Source organism: Sporosarcina pasteurii (assembly GCF_041295575.1).
In the GTDB taxonomy this organism is placed as follows: domain Bacteria; phylum Bacillota; class Bacilli; order Bacillales_A; family Planococcaceae; genus Sporosarcina; species Sporosarcina pasteurii.
The window spans coordinates 2,546,143-2,566,624 of sequence record NZ_CP160452.1; the positions used below are offsets into that span (position 1 = coordinate 2,546,143).

The 20,482-nt window shown below is 39.3% G+C and carries 20 protein-coding genes; 12 read left to right on the forward strand and 8 right to left on the reverse strand.

The window, feature by feature from the left end; translation table 11 throughout:
- Positions 1-120: 120 nt before the first annotated feature.
- Both yugI and AB1H92_RS12195 read right to left on the reverse strand, forming a co-directional pair.
- The gene (gene yugI / locus AB1H92_RS12190) at positions 121-489 is read right to left on the reverse strand and encodes a S1 domain-containing post-transcriptional regulator GSP13 (protein WP_115362644.1); all 369 of its coding nucleotides are present in this window, start codon (positions 487-489) and stop codon (positions 121-123) included.
- Positions 490-617: 128 nt separating this feature from the next.
- Entirely contained in the window at positions 618-2,744 is a 2,127-nt protein-coding gene (locus AB1H92_RS12195; RefSeq protein ID WP_115362646.1) for an RNA polymerase sigma factor, read from the reverse strand.
- 207 nt (positions 2,745-2,951) lie between these two features.
- Here AB1H92_RS12195 and AB1H92_RS12200 point away from each other — a divergent pair, with 207 nt between their 5' ends.
- Complete coding sequence (locus AB1H92_RS12200; RefSeq protein WP_115362648.1) at positions 2,952-4,280, forward strand: sodium-dependent transporter; 1,329 nt, start codon at positions 2,952-2,954, stop codon at positions 4,278-4,280.
- Between the two features lie 100 nt (positions 4,281-4,380).
- Here the strand turns inward: AB1H92_RS12200 and AB1H92_RS12205 are convergent, their stop codons facing one another.
- Both AB1H92_RS12205 and AB1H92_RS12210 read right to left on the reverse strand, forming a co-directional pair.
- On the reverse strand, positions 4,381-6,087 hold the full coding sequence (locus tag AB1H92_RS12205; RefSeq protein WP_115362650.1) for a methyl-accepting chemotaxis protein: 1,707 nt from the start codon (positions 6,085-6,087) through the stop codon (positions 4,381-4,383).
- 222 nt (positions 6,088-6,309) lie between these two features.
- Positions 6,310-6,570 (reverse strand): DUF1871 family protein, encoded by a 261-nt coding sequence (locus tag AB1H92_RS12210; protein WP_115362652.1) that lies wholly within the window; start codon positions 6,568-6,570, stop codon positions 6,310-6,312.
- Positions 6,571-6,643: 73 nt separating this feature from the next.
- Between AB1H92_RS12210 and AB1H92_RS12215 the strand changes: the two genes are divergently transcribed.
- A complete protein-coding gene (locus AB1H92_RS12215; RefSeq protein WP_115362654.1) occupies positions 6,644-7,816 on the forward strand; it encodes a MalY/PatB family protein in 1,173 nt (390 codons plus the stop codon).
- Between the two features lie 69 nt (positions 7,817-7,885).
- Here the strand turns inward: AB1H92_RS12215 and AB1H92_RS12220 are convergent, their stop codons facing one another.
- Together AB1H92_RS12220 and AB1H92_RS12225 are read right to left on the reverse strand one after the other, a co-directional pair.
- Positions 7,886-8,113 (reverse strand): hypothetical protein, encoded by a 228-nt coding sequence (locus tag AB1H92_RS12220; RefSeq protein WP_115362656.1) that lies wholly within the window; start codon positions 8,111-8,113, stop codon positions 7,886-7,888.
- A gap of 36 nt (positions 8,114-8,149) precedes the next feature.
- Positions 8,150-8,737, reverse strand: a complete 588-nt coding sequence (locus AB1H92_RS12225; RefSeq protein ID WP_115362658.1) for a peptidylprolyl isomerase — start codon at positions 8,735-8,737, stop codon at positions 8,150-8,152.
- Positions 8,738-8,884: 147 nt separating this feature from the next.
- On the opposite strand from AB1H92_RS12225, the gene AB1H92_RS12230 reads away from it, so the two are divergent.
- The gene (locus AB1H92_RS12230) at positions 8,885-10,123 is read left to right on the forward strand and encodes an MFS transporter (RefSeq protein ID WP_115362660.1); all 1,239 of its coding nucleotides are present in this window, start codon (positions 8,885-8,887) and stop codon (positions 10,121-10,123) included.
- Positions 10,124-10,193: 70 nt separating this feature from the next.
- The gene (locus AB1H92_RS12235; protein ID WP_115362662.1) at positions 10,194-12,053 is read left to right on the forward strand and encodes a transglycosylase domain-containing protein; all 1,860 of its coding nucleotides are present in this window, start codon (positions 10,194-10,196) and stop codon (positions 12,051-12,053) included.
- Between the two features lie 91 nt (positions 12,054-12,144).
- Here the strand turns inward: AB1H92_RS12235 and AB1H92_RS12240 are convergent, their stop codons facing one another.
- A complete protein-coding gene (locus tag AB1H92_RS12240; RefSeq protein ID WP_115362664.1) occupies positions 12,145-12,705 on the reverse strand; it encodes a DUF5366 family protein in 561 nt (186 codons plus the stop codon).
- Between the two features lie 138 nt (positions 12,706-12,843).
- On the opposite strand from AB1H92_RS12240, the gene AB1H92_RS12245 reads away from it, so the two are divergent.
- The 8 genes from AB1H92_RS12245 (at position 12,844) to mnhG (ending at position 20,015) form a co-directional block, all read left to right on the forward strand.
- Positions 12,844-13,857 (forward strand): DUF1646 family protein, encoded by a 1,014-nt coding sequence (locus AB1H92_RS12245; RefSeq protein WP_115362666.1) that lies wholly within the window; start codon positions 12,844-12,846, stop codon positions 13,855-13,857.
- A 400-nt stretch (positions 13,858-14,257) separates the two neighbouring features.
- The gene (locus tag AB1H92_RS12250; RefSeq protein WP_115362667.1) at positions 14,258-16,675 is read left to right on the forward strand and encodes a Na+/H+ antiporter subunit A; all 2,418 of its coding nucleotides are present in this window, start codon (positions 14,258-14,260) and stop codon (positions 16,673-16,675) included.
- Positions 16,662-17,084 carry a Na(+)/H(+) antiporter subunit B gene (locus AB1H92_RS12255; RefSeq protein WP_115362669.1) on the forward strand — a complete coding sequence of 141 codons (423 nt, stop codon included), beginning with the start codon at positions 16,662-16,664 and terminating at the stop codon, positions 17,082-17,084. The genes AB1H92_RS12250 and AB1H92_RS12255 overlap by 14 nt, the downstream gene beginning before the upstream one ends.
- The gene (locus tag AB1H92_RS12260) at positions 17,084-17,425 is read left to right on the forward strand and encodes a Na(+)/H(+) antiporter subunit C (protein WP_115362671.1); all 342 of its coding nucleotides are present in this window, start codon (positions 17,084-17,086) and stop codon (positions 17,423-17,425) included. The genes AB1H92_RS12255 and AB1H92_RS12260 overlap by 1 nt, the downstream gene beginning before the upstream one ends.
- Positions 17,418-18,899, forward strand: coding sequence for a Na+/H+ antiporter subunit D (locus AB1H92_RS12265; protein WP_115362673.1), 1,482 nt, complete (start codon positions 17,418-17,420; stop codon positions 18,897-18,899). The genes AB1H92_RS12260 and AB1H92_RS12265 overlap by 8 nt, the downstream gene beginning before the upstream one ends.
- 6 nt (positions 18,900-18,905) lie before the next feature.
- The gene (locus AB1H92_RS12270) at positions 18,906-19,385 is read left to right on the forward strand and encodes a Na+/H+ antiporter subunit E (protein WP_115362675.1); all 480 of its coding nucleotides are present in this window, start codon (positions 18,906-18,908) and stop codon (positions 19,383-19,385) included.
- Positions 19,382-19,663, forward strand: coding sequence for a Na(+)/H(+) antiporter subunit F1 (locus AB1H92_RS12275; protein ID WP_115362677.1), 282 nt, complete (start codon positions 19,382-19,384; stop codon positions 19,661-19,663). The genes AB1H92_RS12270 and AB1H92_RS12275 overlap by 4 nt, the downstream gene beginning before the upstream one ends.
- Positions 19,647-20,015: a monovalent cation/H(+) antiporter subunit G gene (gene mnhG / locus AB1H92_RS12280; RefSeq protein ID WP_115362679.1), complete on the forward strand. Its 369-nt coding sequence runs from the start codon at positions 19,647-19,649 to the stop codon at positions 20,013-20,015. Before AB1H92_RS12275 ends, mnhG begins: the two co-directional genes overlap by 17 nt.
- A gap of 145 nt (positions 20,016-20,160) precedes the next feature.
- Here the strand turns inward: mnhG and AB1H92_RS12285 are convergent, their stop codons facing one another.
- Entirely contained in the window at positions 20,161-20,421 is a 261-nt protein-coding gene (locus tag AB1H92_RS12285; RefSeq protein WP_115362681.1) for a hypothetical protein, read from the reverse strand.
- Between the last annotated feature and the right edge of the window lie 61 nt (positions 20,422-20,482).

Below are 20,482 nucleotides of genomic sequence, written 5' to 3' on the forward strand. Positions count from 1 at the left end.
TAAGTCGAACTGTCGACGTGGCGAACTTTGCCACATAGACAGTTTGCTTATGACCCGAGCGTTTGCCGCCTGAAGCCGAACAACAAAAAAAGAGGGACGGCACATCGCCCATCCCTCAGTTTATTGACCAGATTTGCCAATCCAATCTTTTAACTTTTCTTTCAATGAATTAAAGCCTTCAGCATCGCGTTCGTTTACGCGTGCTTGTAACGATTTTCGTGGGTTATCGTTTCTTTTTTCAGGCGCTTCTTGCAATGCTCGTATAGAAAGACTGATTTTCCCAGCTTCCTCATCCACTTCAAGCACCTTTACCTCTATTTCTTCACCTACCGAAATGTAATCGTTAATGTCTTTTACGAACCCATACGTAATTTCAGAAATATGAACTAATCCCTGCGTATTCTCGTCTAACGCTACGAAGGCTCCGTATGGTTGAATGCCCGTTACTTTTCCGGTGAGCTTTTCTCCAGTTGTGTATGTTCTGGCCATTTGGAACAGCTCCCACTCAATTTTTATATCGTATCTACCTAAAGGTCACCTACGATTATAACATGGTTTATTACCGTGAGCAAAATGAGCCGCACCTTAATATTAACAGGGGCTAAATAAATATTTTCTTACTCTTGGATGATAGACCGAATAAACCAATCTTCTTCCTCTTGCACGAATTGCATATGCCCGTAAGTGTCCCCAACTCCGTAGTTTGTCGTTTTACCGTACTTATCAAAATAAAGATGATTCAGTTCACTATAGGAATATTTTTCTTGTTCCCAGTTTGACATATAATCGGCCTTATCGGCTTGTTTGGCACTTTCATGATAAAGATGCCACACAGTTTCAGCATCATCCTTTTCATTTGCATAGAAAAACATTCCCGCAATTGTTATTGGACGAAGTTTTTTTAAGACGTCACGATCATAATTTTGTTTAAACTGTTCATATGTTGACGAAACGATGTAGTTAAACCCCTCATTAGGGAAATAAAGATAAATCAGATCATTAAGTCTGTCTTCTTCCCAATTATACGTATCGACATCGTTATTTTTGGCGTATGCAACAATCTCAACGATTTGATGTTCACTCAGAAAAACTTGCGTGTCCGAAACTGTCCAGTCCGTCTCCTCAAATTCAAGCAACACCTTTTTAACAATATAAGCGGCTATTGGATTCTCGTTGGAAGAAACAATCGCTTCCCATTCTTGGCGAACCTCTTTATTCACACGACCTTCTTTGTCGTACAATTCCCCTCCCTCTGCGCGCAAAATAGCTAATAATGCCCAAGCATAACGATATTCGAGCATTTGAAGAAATTCACTTTTCATTGTAGTTGCTTGTAAGGTCTGCTCCAATTCTTGGATATATTCAAATGCATTGTCGGGTGTATCTGGCAAGCTATAAAAAGCATGCGATTGCGATTCGAGTATTGAGATATATCCCCCAACACTTGGATGAAGAGAAGCACGAAGTTTCTTATAAAAATCTGAATTTCGATTTGCAAATTCTTCTGGTAAATAATCAAAATGAATGTTTTGCTCCGTCATATTATAAATTAATTGCTGTACTTCATTTGGAAATGTCGCGATGTTTTTTAAAAGATTCAAGTCTATCCCTTCATTGATAGATGCTACCTCCATAACCTCAGGATACGTATAAATCGCATTTCCATAAACGTTGCCAAGAATATAATACTTTGGGATGTACCGTTCTAAAAAAGCTTCGCTTGCTTTCAAATCATTCGTTAAAGGCTGTTTAAAAATTTCCTCCGCCATTTCACTAGGCACTTTTAAGTTTTCGATAAACTCATCAAACTGCTTAGAAATTTTATGTTTATCCAGTTCCTTTTCATCTTCAAAGTCTCGTTCAATACGCTTAATAAAGCTATCGAAATGGTTTTTTTCTTGGTAACTTAAATACCTACTGCCGAACATATCCATCGTGCCTGCGCCTGCGAAGTTTTCCTCAGTTAATCCAAGTTTTTCATAAGTAGCACTCAGTTGTTCTTCATATGTTGCTTTCATCTGTTCAATCCATTTCTCCGTAGATGCCCTTTTGTAGGGTTCGCTATTGATCATTGAAAAAATAATGAGGGCCGCTAATAAGGCAATTCCTGATAGGACGAAATAGATGCCCTGCTTTGATTTTTTCAAGGTTTGAGTATCCATTTCTACTTGCGGCTCATGGCTATCTCTAAATACTTTTTCTTCATCTATATGAAAATTAATTCGGTCGTAAGATTTGTGCAATAACTTTAAACGCCGCTCAATCTGTGCTTCTTGCCATTTATCTAGTAAGCGATTATTTTTTCCTAGAATGAATTCGATCGGAAGCGAAAGGATTTCAGTCAATTGTTCGTCATTCATTTTAGAAAAGAATGATAGGATAAATGTTAATTTGTCCTCCGGCTCAAGTTGAATCACGTCCTGATGAAGAAGATAATCTTCTTCAAACAAAAATTCGTTCACCTCCGTCATTTGAACATTTAATAATTTTTCAATGGCGATTTGATACATTCGATAAAACAATTGCTGGCTGTTTTCGATTTCTTTAAGTTCTATAAATAATTGACGAAAGGTAGCCGCCGCTAACACATTCGCGTCTTGTATTGTTGTACCATATTGAAATGCCAATCGCGCAATCTCTTTCCCATACCGATTGAGCCATTTTTTTAGTGCTTCTTCGTCCCCTTTTTTCATGGCACCAAATAACTCTATATCCATCACAGCAATTGACACCCCCATGTCCATGATTACTTTTCGCCTAATTATAACAGAAATCATACACCTTTCTGTATATTTAATAAAATTCAAAGGGAATATCTTATCAATCGAGAAAATTGAATGTGAATTCTATTTATTATTCAAAAAACTTGTTAATTTTTTTAAAAAACACTGTTTTTATTTCAATATTCGTGTAAAATAAAGAAATGTTTCTATGAAGAGAGAGTGATCATTATGGCACCACGTGAACAATGGACTTCAAAACTTGGATTTATCCTTGCGGCAGCGGGTAGTGCAATTGGACTCGGCGCAATTTGGAAGTTTCCTTATATGGCAGGAACAAACGGGGGAAGTATTTTTGTCCTTCTGTTTATTATTAGTACGATCGCAATCGGTCTTCCGATTTTACTTGCTGAATTTGTAATTGGACGTATGGGACAAGCAGATGCATTCACGATTTTTCAACGTTTAGGAAAAAACAAAATGTGGCCTGCAATCGCTTGGCTCGGATTTGCATTCGGTTTTATCGTGTTATCGTTTTATAGTGTAGTTGGCGGATGGATATTATCTTATCTAGCAAGAGCTCTTACTGGTCAACTAACTTCTCAAAATCACGGTGAATTATTCTCATCGATTACGTCCAATCCAATCGAAGTACTTTTAGCACAGTTTGTCTTTATGTTTTTAACGGTGTGGATTGTACAAGGCGGTATTAAAGCGGGAATTGAACGTGCGAGTAGATGGATGATGCCGTTATTATTCATCTTTTTTATCATTTTAGCCATTCGTTCATTAACACTTGAGGGCGCAATGGAAGGTGTCCGATTTTTATTCATCCCAGATTGGTCTTTGTTAACGGGTAGTACATTTTTACTTGCACTCGGACAAGCATTTTTCTCATTAAGTGTAGGGGTTACTGCCATGATGACGTACGCTTCTTATTTACCTAAAGATGAGCGACTTGGACAATCGGCTGTGAGTGTTTCGGTCTTAAATATATTCATTTCAATCCTTGCAGGTCTTGTAATCTTCCCTGCTGTCTTTGCACTCGGTGGATCTCCAGCTGAAGGACCAGGGTTAATTTTTGTTATTTTACCAGCTATTTTTGAACAGATGCCTTTCGGTTCGATATTTATGATACTTTTCTTTATATTAATGTTATTTGCGACGTTAACGTCGGCGATTGCATTGTTAGAGATTGTCATATCAACGGGCATTCGCACCCGATATGACCGTCGTCGTCGTGCTTCTTGGGTCTTCGGAACTTTGATTTTCATTATCGGCTTCCCAAGTGCATTGTCATTTGGATTAATGTCAGATGTGTCAATATTTGGCGGAACCTTCTTTGATTTTGCAGATTTGATTACAAGTCGTATAGGAATGCCTATCGGCGCATTGTTCATTTCATTATTTGCAGGTTTTGTTTTGACGAATCAACAAACGATTGATGAATTAAAAGTTCACCCATTCATTCACACAACTTGGAAATTTCTTGTTAGATTTGTTGTGCCCGCCGCGATTATTGTTATTTTCGCCGCTTGGATTATTGAGATTTCGTTGTAAAAAAATAAATTCATTATAAATAGAACAACCTTCCATACACCTACACGCATCGAAGCTTGTAATTGATGGAAGGTTGTTTTATTGTACAGAATCATTTCGTTTATGCCTGCGTACGTTTAGTTTCTTCCTCAATCGTAAATTGGTTAACGGATTCTTCGAGATTTGTCGCCAAGTTAGCCAATTCCTCAGCTCCTGTATTAATTGTTTCGATTTGGAATGTCGTTTGTTCTACAGAGGCTGTTGTTTCTTGAACACCTGCAGCCGACTCTTCCGCGATAGAAGCAACTTCTGTTACACCCGTCGTTAATTGTTCGCCAATCTCTTCAATATGATTCAGATTTTTAGACATTTCATCAGTCAACTTGTTCATATTCGTGACTAGTTTTGTAATATCTTCAAAGACTGTTCTTGTTTCGAGTACTTTATCTTTACCGTCTCTTACGCTTTGGAAGCCGCTCTCTAAATATTGCACTGCTGTCGAAGAGCCTTGTTGGACGCGATCAACAATGGATGTGATTTCATTAATTGAAGCTGCAACTTGCTCGGCTAACTTCTTCACTTCTTCAGCAACAACTGCAAATCCTATTCCTTGTTCTCCCGCTCTTGCAGCTTCAATGGCCGCGTTTAATGCAAGTAAATTCGTTTGTTCTGCAATTTCACTGATTACAGTAACCAGTTCGGAGATTTCTTTCGTTTGGTCGTCTAGTCGTTGAATTTGTTCAACGGAATCATTCACTACCCGATAAATTTCGTTCATCTGCTCCACTGAATTCGTCATCATATCATTGCCGTCCCCAGTCCGCGCTAAAACTTGGTCGGCGGCATTTGAAACTTCATTCCCAGCTCGATTCGTTTGTTGGACATCTTCAAAAAATGCCCCAACCATTTCCGCCATATTCGAAGCCGTATGTGCTTGTGCTTCAGATCCAGCCGCCAATTCTTCCATCGTAGCTGCAATCTGATTGGATGAGTCATTCACCGTAGCTGTTGCGCCTGTTAAGTTACCACTACTACTATTTAATTCTCGTGAAATAGCAAGCGTTCCACGTAAAGTCTCTTGAATTCTTTCACGCATTTTATTAATGGAGTGAACTTGCTGCCCCACTTCGTCTTTCCGTCGTGTTTCAAGAGGTTCATCATTAAAGATTCCGTCGGCCATTCTTTCCATTCGTTCAGAAACCGCCATAACCGGTCTTGAAATACTTCTTGCCATGAAATAACTTACCCCTAAACCTAGGACAATCACAGCAATTGTAATGATAAAGTTATAAAGTGCAGTCGTTTGACCTTCCCTAGCATTTATAATCCCTTCTGCTAACATAAAATCTTGGCGATTACTTGTCATTGCATTAAAGTCTCTCAATAAAGCATTCGCTAACGGTTCTGCAATTTCACTATCAATTCTAAGAGCCTCTTCACCGTTTCCTGCTTTAATAGCCGGAAATAGTTGGTCAGTGACTACTGTCCGCCACTCGATACTTCTATTAATTAACTCATTGACTTCTACATTATTCACTCTTTGTACAAGTTCTTCTTGTAGCGCTATGCTTGATTCGGTTAAACGGTTAAAATCCTCTACGTATTGCTCATCCTCAGTGAGCATATATCCACGCGACAATGCGATACGTTCTGCAATATTAAAGGTAAGCCTTGAATCAGCAATCAGTATCGGTAATTGCTCTTCCGACATCTCTTCAGAATAATTAACTAGGCCATTTATGCCAATGATGGCATTCCCTGCTAAAATGGCTACTAATAACATCACTGCTCCAAATCCGAGCATTATTTGTGTACGTAAGGTCTTCAAATGATTCTCCTCCAACAGATTTTGTATACAATGTATTTTTTTACTTATTAGTCATATCGCCAGACTTTTGGATTGGTTGATGATTCATATACTTCCTCCTTATCACTTCCTAAATTTATTATCGGCAACTTTTAAACTTTGTGAATCAATTAACATAAAAATGTTTACTATAATAAAAAAAGAAGGAAAGTAGAAAATCTACTTCCCTTCTTGGCCTTAATGTTAAACAATACACTTTGCTTCATACTTAATCGCTAGAAGTTTATACGATATTCGGACACATTTTTCTATTGGTATCCATATTTCAAAAGAATGCTCATAAATTTCTCGAATGCTTTTTGCTAGGTCGACTGGATGATCGAAACGATGTAAAGCGGCGACAACATCAGCAATTTCAAGTTCATATGCATTTTTCCCTACTTGAAATGGATCCCATTCTTCTAAAACCGCGATAGCTTTTTTATTCATTTCCACTATTTCCATATCATTCACCTTATTTTTATTTCAATAACTATATGATAGCATAGGAGAAGAAAAAGAAAAGGGGGAGCGCTTGATGAGTGACTTTGAACATGTCATTGACAGAAGGAAAACCCGTTCCATTAAATGGGACAACATACACGAAGTTTACGGAATAGATAATGCAGATGATATTTTACCAATGTGGATTGCAGATATGGATTTTGCCGCACCAAAAGTCGCGATTGACGCAATGCGCGAACGACTCGACCATGGTGTTTTCGGATACTCATACATTTGTGTTGCATGTAAAGATGCAGTACGTAATTGGTTAACAGAATATCATTCTTGGGAAACTAAAAATGAATGGATGCTCTTTCATCACGGTGTCGTACCAGCCATCGCTTCTGTAATTGAGACGTTTACAACAGAAGAGGATGCTATTTTAATTACACCGCCTGTCTATCCGCCATTTTTCCAAGTACCAGGCCATATGGAAAGAACAGTCGTCACATGTGAAATGATAGAAAATAATGGGGAGTATGCGATTGATTTCGTGAAATTCGAACAGGCTTTACAACAAAATGTGAAAGTATTCATTTTATGTAATCCGCATAATCCTGGAGGCATCGTTTGGTCTGTTGAGGACCTTGAAAAAATAGTTGAACTTTGTGCGAAATACGATGTCTTAATTTTATCCGATGAAATTCACGCCGACCTCGTTTTTCAGCCACATAAACATACACCAATTGCAGCGATTGCTGGAGAAGAAGCAAAACGTATCATTACTTGCGTTGCACCAACAAAAACTTTTAACCTTGCGGGTGTACAAGCTGCAGTTATGATTGCTTCAGATGAACAAGTTAGAAGTAAATTAGAAAAACATGCTATGGCTCACGGTCAAATGAGTTTAAGTCCGTTCGCTGCCGCCGCTTTAAAAGCTGCTTACGAAGAGGGCAGACCTTGGCTCGACGAACTGTTGACGACTGTTTCTACTAATATGGATTACGTCATCGAACAGTTTCAAGAAAAATTGCCTCAAATTAAAGTGAGGAAGCCCCAAGCGACTTATTTACTCTGGATAGATTACCGAGAAACAGGACTTTCAGAAGAGGAAATGATGGAGAGGCTTTTACATATTGGACGACTTGCGCTTGAACCAGGTAGTAAATACGGTGAGCGTGGTAGAGGCTTTTTGCGGATGAACGTTGCTTGTCCGCCGTCCCTTGTAAAAGAAGGAGTAGAACGTTTTATTCGGGCTCTTGACTGAATTTCAACATTTCGAATATACGAACGACCTTCGAATTCTGATTATTTGCATCTCAAAAAACGAGCATCTTCAATTTTGAAGATGCTCGTTTTCTCTTGCTTCTTTTTCAGCTTTACGTTCTCTTAAAATACGTTCCTCAAGCTCTTTTGTTTCTGCTTCTTGCTTTTGCGAATTACGACGAATCCACATAAAGGCAAGGATACATAGAATCATAAACACCGTGAATGAAATAGCCGCCGGAATATATTCCGATTTATCTTCGGGAAAGTAAAGGAACGGCATTAATAGTACGTTCATTTACATTCACTTCCTCACTATAGATATTTCACAGACTTATTTTTGTAGGATTTCAATTGATTCAATGACAACATCTTCAACCGGCTTATCTTGTGCACCTTTTTTAACTTTTGCAATGTTATCGACTGTATCCATACCTTCAATGACTTGTCCAAACACTGTATGTTTTTGGTCGAGATGCGGTGTTCCACCATTTGCTTCATACGCTTCTGCAATTTCTTCAGGCCAGCCGCCTTTTTTCATTTGGTCAGCACTTGCAGGCGCCTGTGAATTTTGCACAATGAAAAACTGACTGCCATTCGTTCCTGGGCCAGCGTTTGCCATTGATAGGGCTCCGCGAAGGTTAAATAATTGCATCGAAAACTCATCTTCGAATGATCCACCGTAAATACTTTCGCCACCCATTCCAGTTCCTGTCGGGTCTCCACCTTGAATCATGAAATCTTCAATCACACGGTGGAAAGTAATACCATTATAGTATCCGTTCTCTGCATGTGTTAAAAAGTTTTCAACTGTTTTTGGAGCAAGTTCCGGAAATAGTTTAATTTTAATCGCACCATGATTTGTGTTCATCACAACAAGTGCTTCGTTTTCTGCAACTTCATTTGATAATTGTGGGTACATATTGTGTAGCCTCCTCTTCATCTTTCAACAATTTCACTTTACCACACCTCCCACAGAATTTCGAGAATAAGCACGTTACTTCCTTCGGGACTCGAACTGTTTTATACTTAGATTAATGGTCGTACATAGAAAGAAGGTTATTCTTACATGGACGTTCGAAAACGTAATTTTATCATTATGTGGATTTGTAATTTCCTCGTTGCGGGCACGATGACAATGGTCATGCCTTTCCTCTCTTTATATATTGAAACTTTCGGTGACTATTCCCCAGCCTACGTTCAAAAATGGGCCGGCCTCATTTTTGGGGCAACATTCGTGTCGGCTTTTTTGATGTCACCCATTTGGGGACGCGTTGCCGATAAACACGGATTCAAACCAATTCTTATCATTAATAGTTTAGGCCTCGCGACTTCTGTTTTTCTAATGGGCTTTGTTCAATCGGTGGAATCCTTTTTCTTCCTTCGTTTATTTATGGGATTTGTGACTGGGTTTATTCCTACTTCTATGGCATTTGTTTCTTCTCAAACCAACCGTAAAGAAGCTGGAAAAATGCTGGGTACGTTACAAATGGGGAACGTATCAGGAATGCTTTTCGGCCCAATTTTCGGAGGATTACTTGCCGATGTGTTCGGTTTCCAATATACCTTTATGATTACTTCTGCTACTTTATTAGCAGCAGCGTTTATCGTCTTTTTTGGCATTTATGAGATTAGAAAGGTACGAACTGAAAGAAAAGTAGTCTATTCAAGAATGTCTATTTTGACAGGTATTTTAAAACACCGTTTAATGCTCAACGTTATGATTGTAACGACGATTATTCAAATTGGTAACTTTAGTGTGCAACCACTTCTTTCCTTGTATGTTGCGGAATTAACGAGTGCAAAAGATGTTGCCTTTCTTGCCGGACTTACTTTTAGTGCTGCTGGATTAGGGAATTTATTATTCGCGAGAAAATGGGGTAAAATTGGCGATGATATCGGTTATGAAAAAGTCTTGTCGATACTGTTGGTACTCTCATTTGTCTTCATTATCCCACAAGCTTTCGTCACGCATCTATGGCAGCTAATGATTTTTAGATTGCTTTTCGGCATTGCCATTGGTGGGATGATTCCTGTGACAACTGCGCTCGTTCGAAGAGAAGCACCAATTGATATTCAAGGAGAAGTAATGGGGTATAATACGAGTTTCAGATTTTTAGGCAATATTATCGGACCAATGCTCGGTGGAATCATTAGTGGCTTTATCGGGATTGCCTCTGTTTTTATTGTGACGGCTTCTCTATTCCTTGTTGGTTTCGCTTTTCTATATATCGCGAGACGAAAACCTCAACAAGACTTCGAAGACTTTGTCGCAACCCAACAACAAACTTCCAATACCTTAACATAATCTTTCAGCATACTCTTATGACGGAGTATGCTATTCTTTTATTAAAGATATTTTAAAGGATGGGATGTAGTTGAAGCGAATCCTTGGCGTGCTGTTTATTTTGGTCGCTACCCCTTTATTATTTATTACACAACGTGCCATTGTCGCAGAAATCGATGTAGCTGAAACCATGAAATCTAATCTTGCTGAGACCGTCCAATTTACAGCGCCTAGCTATGAATTGCCCATTATGATGAAAGATCGAGATGGCGATGTTTTCTCTGAAGTTTATGTTGAATGGAGAACGCCGCTTCCACTACCGGGCATCCCACTCTTTGCGAAACAATTGTTTTTAGAGAGTGAAGATAACCAGTTTTATACACATCGCGGCTATGATATCTCAGCGATTATTCGTGCGTTTATTGCTAATTCAAAAACAGACCGCCTTCAACAAGGTGGTTCCACAATTACGCAACAATTAATTAGAATGCAATATTTAACGACTGATAAAACGTATGAGCGAAAAATTGTGGAACTTCTTTATGCGGCGGAACTTGAAAAACAAATGACAAAAGACGAAATTCTAGAGGCTTATTTAAATGAAATGTACTTTGGCAATCGTGTATATGGCATCGGTGCTGCAGCCACCTATTATTTCAATCGACCTATTCAAGAATTAAATGATGCAGAGATTGCTTTTATATCGGCGATTCCGAACAATCCAAGTTTATATGATCCTCTTGTTAATTTTAAAGGAACGAAAGCACGTCAGGAAAGATTACTAGATACGATGCAAAAAAATGATGTGATTACGATGAAAGAAGCGGAACAGTTAAAAGGAATGCCTATTCAGTTATCCTTAAAAACTAAAATAAATAACCATCCGATGTATAGCGATTACGTGATGAAGGAATTTAAAGCGTTAATCGCACAAAAAGAAGGCTTATCGAAAAAAATGGCATATGCAGAAAATGCTGACGAAAAGAAACCCCTTCAAATTATGTTAGATGAAAGGATTGCGCAGGTTCTTCGTGAGGGAATTATCATTGATACTGCTCTTCATCCAATAAAACAAGCTGCGGATGAAAAGGCGTTGTCAGCTTTGTTACAGCCAGGAAATCTTCAAGCAGGCGCAGCTGTGATTGATAATCAAACACGAGAAATCGTCTCGATTTTTGGTGGGCGAGATTATGTGTCGCCCCATTTCCATCGTGCTTTTCAAGCGGTCCGACAACCAGGGTCAGCCATAAAGCCATTGCTCGTCTATGGTCCCCTATTTGAAAACCATCCTTACACGGAATATACGCCGGTCAATAGTGGCCCCATTTGTATTCAATCTTACTGCCCTAAAAATGTTGGTGGTTATACATATGGCACGACGACGATTCAAGAAGCATTTCGACATAGTCATAACACGACCGCGGTTCGCATGTTGCAATTAACTGGCATTGACACAGCATTTTCTTATTTAGAACCATTTGCATTTCAATCCGTTTCATCTGCGGATATGAATTACCCTGCCGCTTTAGGAGGCTTGCAAAAAGGTGTAACGCCACTAGAGCTAGCAAATGCTTTTACGAGTTTTATAGACGGTACGTACAGTCAACCGCGTGCGATTCGTACTGTGAAAAATCGACAGGGTACCGTGTTATATGAATGGAACGATGAAAGAACGTCTATTTGGTCCCCTTTCACCGTCGCAACCATTCGTGCGCTTATGAAAGATGTTGTGCTCAACGGAACAGGAAAAGGTGTCCCTTATACACCCCCTTATACTGGCATAAAAACTGGAACGACGGACCATTACAAAGACTTATGGACGGCTGGCTTAAATGAGCGCTACACTACCGCCGTTTGGCTGGGTTATGATACACCAAGTTCGATTCAATTTGCGAGCCAACAAAAAAGACATTTACAAGCAATTGGTGAACTGTTGAAAGTTTATGAGTGACAGAAAAATCATTTAAGAGTTCACGTGAAAAAAGCTCAGAACTTTAATCTGGGCTTTTCCAAATAGCTCATTAAATAGGTTAGATACTCTTTTATATAATTGGCAAACTAGCAAGTACGCCGTTGTATAATTTTAAACTTATATAAATAACAACTGATAGTAAAACACCCCACATCATCACCTCAAACGCTATGAGCCCAATCATACTTGCGAGCGACATAAATTTACTCAATTTAAAAACGGTATAGATAAAATATAAAATCGTCGTCAATAAAAAAAGAAGTCCCATTACTTTTATTGAATGAATACCGCCCGCAGTCGCGATTGCCCCAAAGAAATAAATGACATTTCCAGCACGTGCTTCATAAAACGACTTCCCTTCCGCATCCCTCGAAAAAAATAACATGGCACTATTATGGATTGTCTCCCCAATTAACTTCAATGCCGAAAAAACCATAAAGAAAAAGAGCGCGTAGATGACAAGTAAAGATAAACGTAATTGAATATCTGAAAGGAATTCTCGCATGCCGCTGTATAAGCCGATTTCTTTAAAAAGTTCTATTGAAACACCAACTGTATAAACCCCAAATGTCAATGAGAAAAAAACTACTGTAACAAATGGCAAAAAACCAAATATGTATGGATTCCTCATAGAATCCCCCTAACTTTTTGTTCATAATTGCTAGTATATCAAAATTTGAATGCAGTATTTTTAATTTAAGGCGTTTACTAATAATCTTTCAACCTGCTACGTACGATAGGGATAGGAATATACACGGGGAGTGACATAATGGTTCTCGGGCTTTCAGTTATTTTAATGCTCGTTCTTTTTTTACCGTTCACACTAAAAATCGTGGAACAAAATTTGGAAATTTTTTTATTTGTAATGGGAATTACTGCAGCCTTTGTTAGTGGCGTATTTGATAAATCACTCCTTACAAACGCACTTATGGACCCAATTCATATTACCGTTGCTGTATTAATTGCGGGGTTATTGTTCCGTTGGTTACAAAAGCCCATTGAGAAAAGCATTCGTGGTATGAGTCGTGTGATGCCCTTTCGATTATTTCTTGTACTTGTCGTTATTGTATTAGGAATCATTTCTAGTATCATTACCGCGATCATTGCCGCGATTGTTCTTGTCGCCATTGTCAGTGTATTACGAATGGATCGGCAGTCTGAAATTCGTTTTGTCATTATTGCTTGTTTTTCTATTGGGATGGGTGCTGCTTTAACGCCTATTGGAGAGCCATTATCGACCATCGCCACGAGCAAACTGAACGAAGACTTCTTTTATTTACTTCACCTAATTGGGCCAGACGTTATTCCTGGCATCCTGATTATCGGAATTTTAACCGCTGTATTGATTAACCCTCAAGATAGAATTAAGCAATTGAATACATTAGAAAAAGAATCTTATACTGAAATTTACATTCGTAGTATTAAAATTTATTTATTTGTGATGGCACTGACATTACTTGGCGCAGGTTTCGAACCATTTATTGAGAGATATTTACTCGATTTAAGCCCCCTCGTTTTATATTGGATTAATATGCTATCCGCTGTACTTGACAATGCGACACTAGCAGCCGCTGAAATTAGCCCATCAATGGATGCACCAACGATTAAAGCAATTTTGCTCGGATTGTTAATTAGTGGCGGCATGCTCATTCCTGGGAATATCCCTAACATTATCGCAGCGGGAAAATTAAATATTACGAGTAAGGAATGGGCTCGTTTCGGTGTTCCATTTGGTCTCGTTACAATGACTGCTTACTTTGCTAGTATTTTGATGTTTGGCTAATTCAGACGTCATGATTTTTAGATATTTTCCGATTTTACAATTTAAAGATACCGTGCTATACTATTTAAAGTTAAATAATTGAACGTACTTGGAGGAGTCTGTCACCAAGGGATACCTATGCCCTTGGTTGGCAGACTTTTTTTGCGTTCTTTTATATAATGAGGAACAAAAGGTCGTATACTTGGTCACGATAAGCATAAGTTGCTCAGAAGATAGGCAGTCTAATGCTGTGACACTTTGGAGTAGGACACGCCTCTCGCCTGTCACCCACCGACTTTTTTCAATAGTTAGTCACAAGGTACGACCAAATTTCATGGTGGATACACTTTTTTAAAAAGAGTAGTTCACAGCCTAAGAACACTGCAGTTTCTTAGAGAAAAATTGCAAAAGGAGGATTTCCTTGGAATTCGTATGGTTTATCTTTTTGCCAATCTTGGCAGCAATTATCGTTCCTTTCCTTTTTAGAGCGATAAAAAACATACATACAGGATGGTTTGTCCTAATTGTTCCAGTTGTATTGTTTATCTATTATGCTCGTTTTGTGAAAGGTATTTTGAATGGAGAAGTACATATTTCTGAGCTTCCATGGATTCCGTCACTAGATATTTCTTTTACGGCTTATATGGATGGACTTAGTATCTTATTCTCCTTACTCATTACTGGAATTGGTGCACTCGTTGTACTCTATTCGATTTTTTACTTGGACAAACAGCGCGAAAAACTAAATAACTTCTATGTTTATTTACTCATGTTCATGACCGCGATGTTAGGAATTGTACAATCTGACAACACCATTTCCTTGTACTTGTTTTGGGAATTAACGTCAATTTCCTCTTTTCTACTCATCGGTTATTGGTTTACAAGAGACCGTTCACGCTTTGGCGCGTTAAAATCGATGATGATTACTGTCTTCGGTGGATTGATGATGCTTGGAGGACTAGTACTTCTTTCGATCATGGGAGATAGTTATTCCATTCGCGAACTCATCGCAAATTCATCGTCTATCGTTGGACATGACTATTTTACGTTAGCGATTGTCCTCATTTTACTCGGGGCATTTACGAAGTCAGCGCAGTTTCCTTTTTACATTTGGTTACCTGACGCCATGGAAGCACCTACGCCTGTCAGTGCCTATTTACACTCGGCTACGATGGTTAAGGCTGGACTTTATTTAGTCGCACGCTTCACTCCCGTGTTTGCAACATCCGAACTGTGGATTTGGCTCGTCACTGGGATCGGCTTACTCACTTTGTTCTGGGGTTCATTTTTCGCGGTAAAGCAAACGGACTTGAAAGCAATTCTTGCTTTTTCAACGGTGAGTCAACTCGGACTCATTATGTCTTTACTTGGCGCAAGTGCTGTTGCCTATCATGTAACGGGTGAACAGGCAGCTATCTTTAAAGTGGCAGCTTTCGCGGCGATTTTCCATCTCATTAACCACGCCATGTTTAAAGGTAGTTTGTTCATGGTTGCCGGGATTGTAGACCATGAAACAGGAACGCGTGACATTCGCAAACTTGGCGGATTAATGAGTATCATGCCAGTTAGCTTTACAGTCGCATTTATCGGATCGATGTCGATGGCTGGACTTCCGCCATTTGGTGGTTTCCTCAGTAAGGAACTTTTCTTAACGTCTATGTTAAGTTTACGGGAATTTAATTTATTCAATTTCGATACGTGGGGCATTGTATTCCCTGTGATTGCTTGGATCGCAAGTATTTTCACATTTGTTTATAGTTTCTATTTTGTATTTAAGACCTTCACCGGAAAACGAAAAGATCATGAGTTACCGAAAAAGCCGCACGAAGCGCCACTCGGAATGCTTTTATCACCAATTATTTTGGCGATTACAGTTGTCGTGATTTTCTTTATTCCAAATATGGTTGGAAAGGCGTTTGTCAATCCAGCAGTTGTTGCGATGCAAACAGGTATTTATACGCATCCTGGTGACGTTGGCATTCAAGTGTCCGCATGGCACGGTTGGTTAGCGCCTGAATTTTTGATGACTTTAGGAGTTATCGCGGTTGGTGCCTTGTTATTTTTAACGATGGCACGTTGGCAAAAGCTTTACGATATTCAGCCACAATATTTAACTTTAAACACTTTGTATGATTCGCTAATGATATTCGGTGAGACTGGGATGAATCGTCTGTCACGATTTTATATGACAGGACTTATCCGCACTTACTTCATCTATATGTTTACCTTTATTGTTACGATCACAACTGGTGCGCTATTTATACAAGATGCTTTTGCAGTTGACATGAATAGTTTTTCTCCGGTGAATGCGTATGGTTTAATGACCGCGATTATTCTTATTATCGCAATATGTATGGTGTTATTTGCGAAGACGAGACTTACGGCAATTATTGCGCTCGGTGGAGTTGGTTATTCAGTCGCACTATTCTTTGTCATTTTTAAGGCGCCTGATTTAGCACTTACTCAACTCGTTATCGAAACAGTCTCAGTTGCCTTATTTTTACTCGCATTTCGTTATTTACCTTCCCTGAAAAGTCACGGAGAAACTAAGAAAATACGAGTCGGCAACTTACTAATTGCAGCAGCGGTCGGGGTGACAATGACATTAATTGCATTATCTGCGCACTCACAAAAGCTCATTCCATCCATTTCTCAGTATTACAAAGATACTGTCTTTACAGAAGCTGCTGGTGGGAATATTGTTAACGTTATCCTTGTTGATTACCGAGGATTTGATACTTTATTTGAAATTGCTGTTCTCGGCATTGCTGCAATTGGCGTCTACAGCATGATTAAACTGCGTTTGTCTAGAAAGGAGAAGTCTGATGAAAGCGAATGATGTTATTTTACAAACCGCAACGAAAGTTGTCTTTTTCATCATCTTTCTTTTCTCGATTCATATTTTCTTTGCCGGGCATTTTGCGCCTGGTGGAGGATTCGTTGGTGGACTGTTAACGACTGCGGCAATCGTCTTGTTGTTACTCGCTTTTGACTTAAAAACAGTGCAACAAGCATTGCCTTTTAACTTTATGATTGTCGTCGCAATCGGTTTAGTACTGGCAATTGGCATGGGAGCTGGATCATTTGTTTTTAACGTTCCTTTTCTCACACATGCTTTTGGCGATTTTTACTTGCCACTGTTCGGCGTTACTTCTTTACATACAGCGATGATTTTTGACGCTGGCGTTTATCTTGTCGTTGTCGGTTCAACAGTTACGATGATCCAATCGATTGGAGGCGAATCGTAATGGAATTTATTATGGCGATCGTCATTGGAATTTTATTTATGGCGGCTGTTTATTTAATTTTATCGAGAAGTTTATTACGTATTATTCTTGGAACGGGGCTATTAAGTCACGGAGCGCATTTACTTCTTTTAACAATGGGTGGGCTAGACGGAACTTCCCCACCTGTCCTTGCTGAAGGCGTAACTGATTACGCAGACCCACTTCCGCAAGCGCTAATTTTAACTGCGATTGTCATTAGTTTTGGGGTGACAGCGTTTATGATTGTATTATTTTTTAGAACCTATGGTGAACTGAAAACTGATAATATGAATTTAATGAAGGGAAATGACGAACATGATTAATCTTTTATTATTGCCAATCATTTTGCCGTTTTTCTTCGCCGTCATTCTTCTGTTTTTTAAGGAGAAAATTGTCGTCCAAAGAATCATTACAATTGTCGGCCTCGTCATTAGTTTAATTGCATCGATTATTTTAATGGCTACAATCAAGTCTGATGGCATTCAGACAGTTACACTTGGTAGCTGGCCGGCACCTTTTGGCATCTCGATGGTTTCAGATATGCTTTCCGCGTTGCTCGTGACAACGTCGATCGTGATTACACTTTTTGTTGTATGGTACAGCTTCACTTCTATTGGACATGAGCGAGAACGCTTTTATTATTATCCCGCTGTACTGTTAATGCTTACTGGTATTAACGGTGCGTTTACAACGGGCGATATCTTCAACATGTTCGTATTCTTTGAAGTATTACTTATGGCATCGTATGTACTGATTGTCCTTGGCGGTGAAAAGAAACAATTACGTGAGTCAATTAAATACGTACTCGTAAACGTAGTTTCTTCTGCTTTATTTGTAGTGGCCGTCGCTCTTTTATACGCTGTGATTGGAACTTTAAATATGGCAGATATTGCGGTAAAAGTTGCTGAAGTTGGTCAACCGGGGATTATTACGGTTATCGCCATTTTATTCCTACTCGTTTTTGGAATTAAAGGCGCGATTTTCCCACTTTACTTTTGGCTACCTGGTTCATATGCAGCTCCGCCAATGCCAGTTCTCGCATTGTTTGGCGCCTTGCTCACAAAAGTAGGGGTCTATGCGATTACACGAACGTATACGTTGTTTTTCATCCATAATATGGCAGTGACACATGAGTTATTACTTATCTTGTCTATTCTTACAATCATCGCTGGTTGTGTTGGCGCTCTTGCCTACTTCGATTTAAAACACATTATGATTTACAATATTGTCATTGCTGTTGGGGTTATTTTATTTGGCGTAGCGCAAATGAATGATAACGGCATGACAGGTGCGATGTATTATTTAATGCATGACATGATTATTAAAGGCGCTTTATTCCTATTAATTGGCATTATTATCGCCATTACTGGAACGTCAAACCTACGGAAAATGGGCGGATTAATGAAAACCCATGCCCCTCTTGGTTGGATGTATTTAGTCGCTGCTTTTGGACTTGCAGGTATTCCACCATTAAGTGGATTTGCCGGTAAATTGTTAATCGCCAAAGGGGCTTTCGAAGCTGGCAACGCATGGGGCAGTATGATTATGCTCGCTTCTAGTTTAATTGTTTTATTATCTGTCATTCGGATCTTCATCTATGCATTTTGGGGTGAACCGAAACTGGAACAAGCAGAACAATCCCTTTCTTATCGCAACTTGATGACACCCGCTGTATTACTTGTGATACTCTCTATCGCGTACGGTGTCGGTACGGAGTGGCTTGTCCCTTATATGACAGATGCATCAGATGTTTTATTAAACCCGTCAATGTATGTTGACGCGGTGTTAAAGGAGTAGATGACGATGGCCTTCCAAATATTGTTGAACTTTTTCATCGCTGTTGTATGGATGTTTTTAAGTTCTTCGATGACGGTTACGACATTCGTCATCGGTTATATAATTGGGCTCATTTTATTAATAATGATGCGGAGATTCTTTACTGAAAGTTTGTATTTTGAATGGCTCTGGGCAGCGTTCAAGCTTACACTGTTATTTATTCGCGAATTAACACTTTCCAATATCGACGTGTTACGTGTGGTACTCAGACCTAAACTAAACATTCAACCAAGAATATTCGCGTTACCAACTGAGTTAAAACGTGATTGGGAAATCACTTTACTTTCTAGTTTAATTACATTAACGCCAGGAACAGTCGTTGTGCATGTCTCAGACGATCAAAAGACTTTATATGTACATGCGATTGACGCAGACGATGTGCAAGACGCCATCGATTCTATTAAAAATACATTCGAAAAGGCGATTAAGGAGGTGAGTCGTCCATGATGACATTTATTTGGATTGCATTAATGATTGTCATTGTTTCGATGGTGGGCATGCTATACGGAATTTTTCGTGGTCCCTCGACTCCGGATCGACTTATTGCCCTAGATGCGATTGGCGTCATGTTTATTTCAGCAACCGCCTTATTGTCTTTGTTATTCGACACGGGATTTTTTCTAGATGTAATTTTACTGCTTGCTGTGTTGTCGTTTATCGGGACTGTTAGTTTCTCGAAATTTATTGAGAAAGGAAAGATTATCGAACATGACCGTAATCGCTAATACACTTATTGTCTTAACAATCGTCGTAGGGCTCCTTTTCACGGTCGTTACCGTGATCGGTGTCTTACGTCTACCCGATGTTTACACGCGTGCACACGCTGCTTCTAAAAGCGCTACACTTGGTGTCCTAAGTATTTTAGTGGGAACTTTTTTTCACTTTTGGTTAAATGAAGGGTACTTCAGCGTTAGAATTTTACTCGGAATTCTTTTCTTATTCATTACCGCCCCCATTGGTGGTCATTTAATGAGTCGAGCCGCTTATTTTTCAGGCGTAAAACCGACTGAATTAACTGTCGGAGATGACTTAGCAGAAGTTGTAGAACGTGCGAAGAAGGAAAAACAAATCAACTAATTTAATCATTAGGCAGGTAGCGAAGAACATTTTTTTCGCTACCTGCTTTTTTATATTGCAGACTTAAACAGTACATTCAATACATTGATCACCTGCACTTAAAAAAGGGCTTTCCAATCACAATAGATGGAAAAGCCCTTCACTTTTAGTAAGGCCGGTAATATTGATATGGGTAATAACCATATGGGTACTGGAATCCATACGGATATGCCCCGTATACGGGATAGCCACCGTAACCACCGTAGCCGCCGTAGCCACCAAATACACCTGGGAATAATACGCTACCTAACAAACCACCCGCAAGCCCCCCTAAGAATGGACCGCCAAATCCTCCGAAACCGAATACGTTATCTCCGTAGCTGCCACCGCGATAACCACCACGATGACCATGATAACTTCTAGGCAAGTTACCTCCTCCTTCCCACTTATCCTATTCATATGGGTTTATACGAAAGAGGACATTTGCC

What these genes read in the sequence shown, in the direction of transcription:
- AB1H92_RS12275 (WP_115362677.1), top strand. Translation starts at nt 19,382, where the DNA reads ATGATGACATTTATTTGGATTGCATTAATGATTGTCATTGTTTCGATG.
- AB1H92_RS12220 (WP_115362656.1), bottom strand. Translation starts at nt 8,113, where the DNA reads ATGAACGTACTATTAATGCCGTTCCTTTACTTTCCCGAAGATAAATCG.
- AB1H92_RS12255 (WP_115362669.1), top strand. Translation starts at nt 16,662, where the DNA reads ATGAAAGCGAATGATGTTATTTTACAAACCGCAACGAAAGTTGTCTTT.
- AB1H92_RS12195 (WP_115362646.1), bottom strand. Translation starts at nt 2,744, where the DNA reads ATGGACATGGGGGTGTCAATTGCTGTGATGGATATAGAGTTATTTGGT.
- AB1H92_RS12200 (WP_115362648.1), top strand. Translation starts at nt 2,952, where the DNA reads ATGGCACCACGTGAACAATGGACTTCAAAACTTGGATTTATCCTTGCG.
- yugI (WP_115362644.1), bottom strand. Translation starts at nt 489, where the DNA reads ATGGCCAGAACATACACAACTGGAGAAAAGCTCACCGGAAAAGTAACG.
- AB1H92_RS12245 (WP_115362666.1), top strand. Translation starts at nt 12,844, where the DNA reads ATGGTTCTCGGGCTTTCAGTTATTTTAATGCTCGTTCTTTTTTTACCG.
- AB1H92_RS12240 (WP_115362664.1), bottom strand. Translation starts at nt 12,705, where the DNA reads ATGAGGAATCCATACATATTTGGTTTTTTGCCATTTGTTACAGTAGTT.
- AB1H92_RS12225 (WP_115362658.1), bottom strand. Translation starts at nt 8,737, where the DNA reads ATGTACCCACAATTATCAAATGAAGTTGCAGAAAACGAAGCACTTGTT.
- AB1H92_RS12215 (WP_115362654.1), top strand. Translation starts at nt 6,644, where the DNA reads ATGAGTGACTTTGAACATGTCATTGACAGAAGGAAAACCCGTTCCATT.
- AB1H92_RS12270 (WP_115362675.1), top strand. Translation starts at nt 18,906, where the DNA reads ATGGCCTTCCAAATATTGTTGAACTTTTTCATCGCTGTTGTATGGATG.
- AB1H92_RS12230 (WP_115362660.1), top strand. Translation starts at nt 8,885, where the DNA reads ATGGACGTTCGAAAACGTAATTTTATCATTATGTGGATTTGTAATTTC.
- mnhG (WP_115362679.1), top strand. Translation starts at nt 19,647, where the DNA reads ATGACCGTAATCGCTAATACACTTATTGTCTTAACAATCGTCGTAGGG.
- AB1H92_RS12210 (WP_115362652.1), bottom strand. Translation starts at nt 6,570, where the DNA reads ATGGAAATAGTGGAAATGAATAAAAAAGCTATCGCGGTTTTAGAAGAA.
- AB1H92_RS12260 (WP_115362671.1), top strand. Translation starts at nt 17,084, where the DNA reads ATGGAATTTATTATGGCGATCGTCATTGGAATTTTATTTATGGCGGCT.
- AB1H92_RS12265 (WP_115362673.1), top strand. Translation starts at nt 17,418, where the DNA reads ATGATTAATCTTTTATTATTGCCAATCATTTTGCCGTTTTTCTTCGCC.